General features: G+C 77.4%; 5 protein-coding genes. 4 read left to right on the plus strand and 1 reads right to left on the minus strand.

All coding sequences use genetic code 11. The annotated features are described in order from the left end of the window. Positions 1-99 precede the first annotated feature (99 nt). Genes EPD83_RS19975 through EPD83_RS19990 form a run of 4 tightly spaced genes read left to right on the plus strand, consistent with a single transcriptional unit; the run spans position 100 to position 3073 of the window. The gene (locus EPD83_RS19975) at positions 100-768 is read left to right on the plus strand and encodes a nitroreductase family protein (RefSeq protein ID WP_205859643.1); all 669 of its coding nucleotides are present in this window, start codon (positions 100-102) and stop codon (positions 766-768) included. 38 nt (positions 769-806) lie between these two features. Beyond that, on the plus strand, positions 807-1592 hold the full coding sequence (locus tag EPD83_RS19980) for a LamB/YcsF family protein (protein ID WP_165567060.1): 786 nt from the start codon (positions 807-809) through the stop codon (positions 1590-1592). Between the two features lie 6 nt (positions 1593-1598). After that, a complete protein-coding gene (locus EPD83_RS19985; protein ID WP_235950754.1) occupies positions 1599-2216 on the plus strand; it encodes a 5-oxoprolinase subunit B family protein in 618 nt (205 codons plus the stop codon). Then, positions 2213-3073 carry a 5-oxoprolinase subunit C family protein gene (locus EPD83_RS19990; RefSeq protein ID WP_128368166.1) on the plus strand — a complete coding sequence of 287 codons (861 nt, stop codon included), beginning with the start codon at positions 2213-2215 and terminating at the stop codon, positions 3071-3073. Before EPD83_RS19985 ends, EPD83_RS19990 begins: the two co-directional genes overlap by 4 nt. A gap of 244 nt (positions 3074-3317) precedes the next feature. Here EPD83_RS19990 and EPD83_RS19995 read toward each other — a convergent pair. Further along, the coding region (locus EPD83_RS19995; protein WP_322095807.1) for a glycerol-3-phosphate dehydrogenase C-terminal domain-containing protein at positions 3318-3599 on the minus strand (282 nt) is incomplete at its 5' end.

Genomic DNA, 3599 nt, shown 5'->3' on the forward strand with positions numbered 1-3599 from the left:
GCGGCGTGCCAGGCCGCGACGAGCGCGAGGACGACCACGGGTGTCGGTGCCACGGCCCCATTCTCCGGTGCCGGCGGCGGGGTCGGTCACCATGGGCCGGTGACCGACAGCGAACCCGCCCGCCCCACGGTGCCCGCGCCCCGGCCGCCGGACCTCACCGACGCCGAGCGGGTCGCGCGGGCCACGGCGTTCGCCGACCTCATGGCGACGCGGCGCTCGGTGCGCGACCTCGCGCCGGACCCGGTGCCGCTGGACGCGGTGCGCGCCGCCGTCCGGGCCGCGGCCAGTGCCCCGAGCGGGGCGAACCTCCAGCCGTGGCGCTTCGTACTCGTCACCGACCCGGAGGTCAAGCGGCGCATCCGCGAGGGCGCCGAGGCCGAGGAGCGCGATTTCTACGGCCGGCGCGCCGGGGCGGAGTGGCTGTCGGCGCTGGCGCCGCTCGGCACCGACGCCGACAAGCCGTTCCTCACGACCGCGCCGGTGCTCGTCGTCGTCCTCGAGGTGCACCGCAGCGACACCGAGCCGCGGCCGTACTACGCCAAGGAGTCGGTCGGCATCGCCGTCGGGCTGCTGCTGGCCGCGCTGCACGCCGCCGGCCTCTCGACGCTGACGCACACGCCGTCGCCGATGCGCTGGCTCCCCTCGATCCTCGGCCGGCCGGAGAACGAGCGGCCCTTCGTCGTCGTCCCGGTGGGCCACCCCGCGGCGGGTGCGCGGGTGCCGGACATCGCCCGCAAGCCGCTGGCCGAGGTCCTGCTCGAGCGCTGACGACGTCCGGCCGGGGCGGGGCCTGACATGCTCGGGGGATGAGCGAGCCCTCCGAGCCCGCCCCGGCGGTCGACCTCAACAGCGACGTCGGGGAGTCCTTCGGGCGCTGGAGGCTCGGCGACGACGAGGCGATGCTCGGCCTGGTCACGAGCGCCAACGTCGCCTGCGGCTTCCACGCCGGCGACCCCACGACGCTGCGCCGCTGCTGCGAGGTCGCGGCCGCCCGGGGCGTCGTCGTCGGGGCGCAGGTGGGCTACCGCGACCTCGCCGGGTTCGGGCGGCGCTTCGTCGACTACGCGCCCGGCGAGCTCTCCGATGACGTCACCTACCAGCTCGGGGCGCTCGCGGGGATGGCCCGGGTCGCGGGGACGCGGGTGGCCTACGTCAAGCCGCACGGCGCGCTCTACAACACCGCCGTCCACGACGCCGGGCAGGCGCAGGCGGTGGTCGACGCCGTGCGCGCCTTCGACCCGGGCCTGCCGGTGCTCGGGCTCCCGGGCTCCGAGCTGCTCCGCCGGGCCGCGGCGGCCGGGCTGCGCGCCGTCCCCGAGGCCTTCGCCGACCGTGGCTACCGACCGGACGGCACGCTCGTCGCGCGCAGTGAGCCCGGCGCGCTGCTCGAGGACCCCGACGTCGTGGCCGCGCGGGTGCTCCGGCTCGTCACCGACGGCACGGTGACCGCGGCCGACGGCACCGAGGTCTCCGTCGCCGCCGAGTCGGTGTGCCTGCACGGGGACACCCCCGGCGCCGTCGCGATGGCCGAGCGGGTGCGCGCCGTGCTCGACGACGCCGGCGTCGCCGTCCGCGCGTTCGTCGGGGGCTGAGCGCTCGTGGACCTGCTGTCCTACGGCGACCGCGCCGTCCTCGCCGAGCTGTCCGACGGCGACGCGGCGATGGCGCTGGCCGCGGCCCTGCGCGCGGCGGCACCCGCGTGCGTGGCGTCCGTCGTGCCGGCGGCCCGGACCGTCCTCGTCGTCGCCGCCGAGGGCTCGGGCGTCGCCGAGGTCCGCGCGGTCCTGGCGGGGCTGCCGACCTCGGCGTCGGCGATGCCGGACGACGACGGCGGGACCCTCGAGGTGCCGGTGGTCTACGACGGCGCGGACCTCGGCGACGTCGCGCAGCTCACCGGGCTCACCGTCGACGAGGTCGTCGCCGCCCACACCGGGCAGACCTGGCGGGTCGCCTTCGGCGGCTTCGCGCCGGGCTTCGGCTACCTCGTCGGGGAGGACGACCGGCTGCACGTGCCGCGCCGCGAGGAGTCGCGCACCCGGGTGCCGGCCGGGTCGGTGGGGCTCGCCGGGGAGTACTCCGGCGTCTACCCGCGCGAGTCGCCCGGGGGCTGGCAGCTGCTGGGGCGCACCGACCTCGTCCTCTGGGACACCGGCCGGGAGCCGCCCGCCCTGCTGCGGCCGGGCGTGACGGTGCGCTTCGTCGAGGCGGGCCGGTGAGGTCGCTCGAGGTGCTCGCGGCGGGCCCGCTGGCGCTCGTCGAGGACCTCGGCCGCCCGGGGCTCGCCGGGGTCGGAGTCGGCCGGTCCGGCGCGGCCGACCGGCGGGCGCTACGCCTGGCCAACCGGCTGCTCGGCAACGACGAGGACGCCGCGGCGGTCGAGGTCACCGGCGGCGGGCTCGAGGTCCGGGCCGGCGAGGAGGCCCTCACGGTCTGCGTCACCGGCGCGCGCGGGCCGGTGCTGATCGACGGCCGCGACGCCGGGTCGCACGCGGTGCTCACCGTGCCCGCCGGGGCCGTCCTGGCCCTGCGGCCGCCGGGCGTCGGGCTGCGGTCCTACCTCGGGGTGCGCGGCGGGGTGGCGGTCGAGCCGGTGCTCGGCTCGCGCAGCCACGACGTGCTCTCCGGGATCGGGCCGCCGCCGCTGGCCCCGGGGGACGTCCTGCCCGTCGGCGACCCGGTCGGTCCCGTGCCCGGCGTCGACCAGGTGCCGTGGCCGCGGCCGGCCGACGACCTCGTCCTCGCGGCGGTGCGCGGGCCGCGGGCGGACCGGTTCGAGGACGCCGACGTGCTGGTCCACACCACGTGGCGGGTCAGCGAGCGCAGCAACCGGGTGGGGATGCGGCTCGCGGGCGGGTCGTTCCGCACGGCGCGGGCCGAGGAGCTGCCGAGCGAGGGCATCTGGCGCGGCGCGGTCCAGGTGCCGCCCGGCGGCGAGCCGGTGCTCTTCCTCGCCGACCACCCGGTGACCGGCGGCTACCCGGTCGTCGGGGTGATCGTCGACGCCGACGTCGACCGCGCCGCCCAGCTGCCGCCGGGGGCGACCTTCCGGGTCCGCTGGACCGACCCGCCCTAGACCCGTCGCGCGTGCCCGAACCGTGCCGTGTTCGAGCGTGGGCTCGAGCCGCGCCCTGTCGAACATGGGCTCGAGCCGCGCCGTGTCGAGCGTGGGCCCATCTCACGCCTCTGGAGCCCGACACCCCGTTTTGTCACCCAGACCCCGGTTCCGAACCGGTGTCCGGCGGACATCTCGGGGTCACCCCGAAATGTCCACCGGGGTGGGGCCACCGTGGCGGGGAGGGTGGGGGGCGCGGAGGGGGTCAGGCGGTGGCCTGCTCCTGTCGGCTGCGCTTGGTCGCGAGGTAGTCCTCCAGGCGACGGTCGGCGTCGTCGCCGAAGAGGATCCGGGCGACCTCGCGCATGCCGTCGGAGTCGACCTGGTGGTGGTCACGCACGACGAGGTCGATCTTCGAGCGGCGCCGCATGAAGTCCTCCATCGTCACGACCATCTCGTGCTCGGCGGCCTGGTAGATCTCGGCCCGGAGGTAGTCGGCCGAGCCCATGACGTCCTCGCCCATCGACGGGTCGGCCCGGATGGTCTC

The organism is Phycicoccus flavus (assembly GCF_004025965.2).
Classification (GTDB): Bacteria; Actinomycetota; Actinomycetes; order Actinomycetales; family Dermatophilaceae; genus Phycicoccus; species Phycicoccus flavus.

Excerpts from the sequence above, each read along its gene's own strand:
- EPD83_RS19980 (WP_165567060.1), top strand. The coding sequence starts at position 807 with ATGAGCGAGCCCTCCGAGCCCGCCCCGGCGGTCGACCTCAACAGCGAC.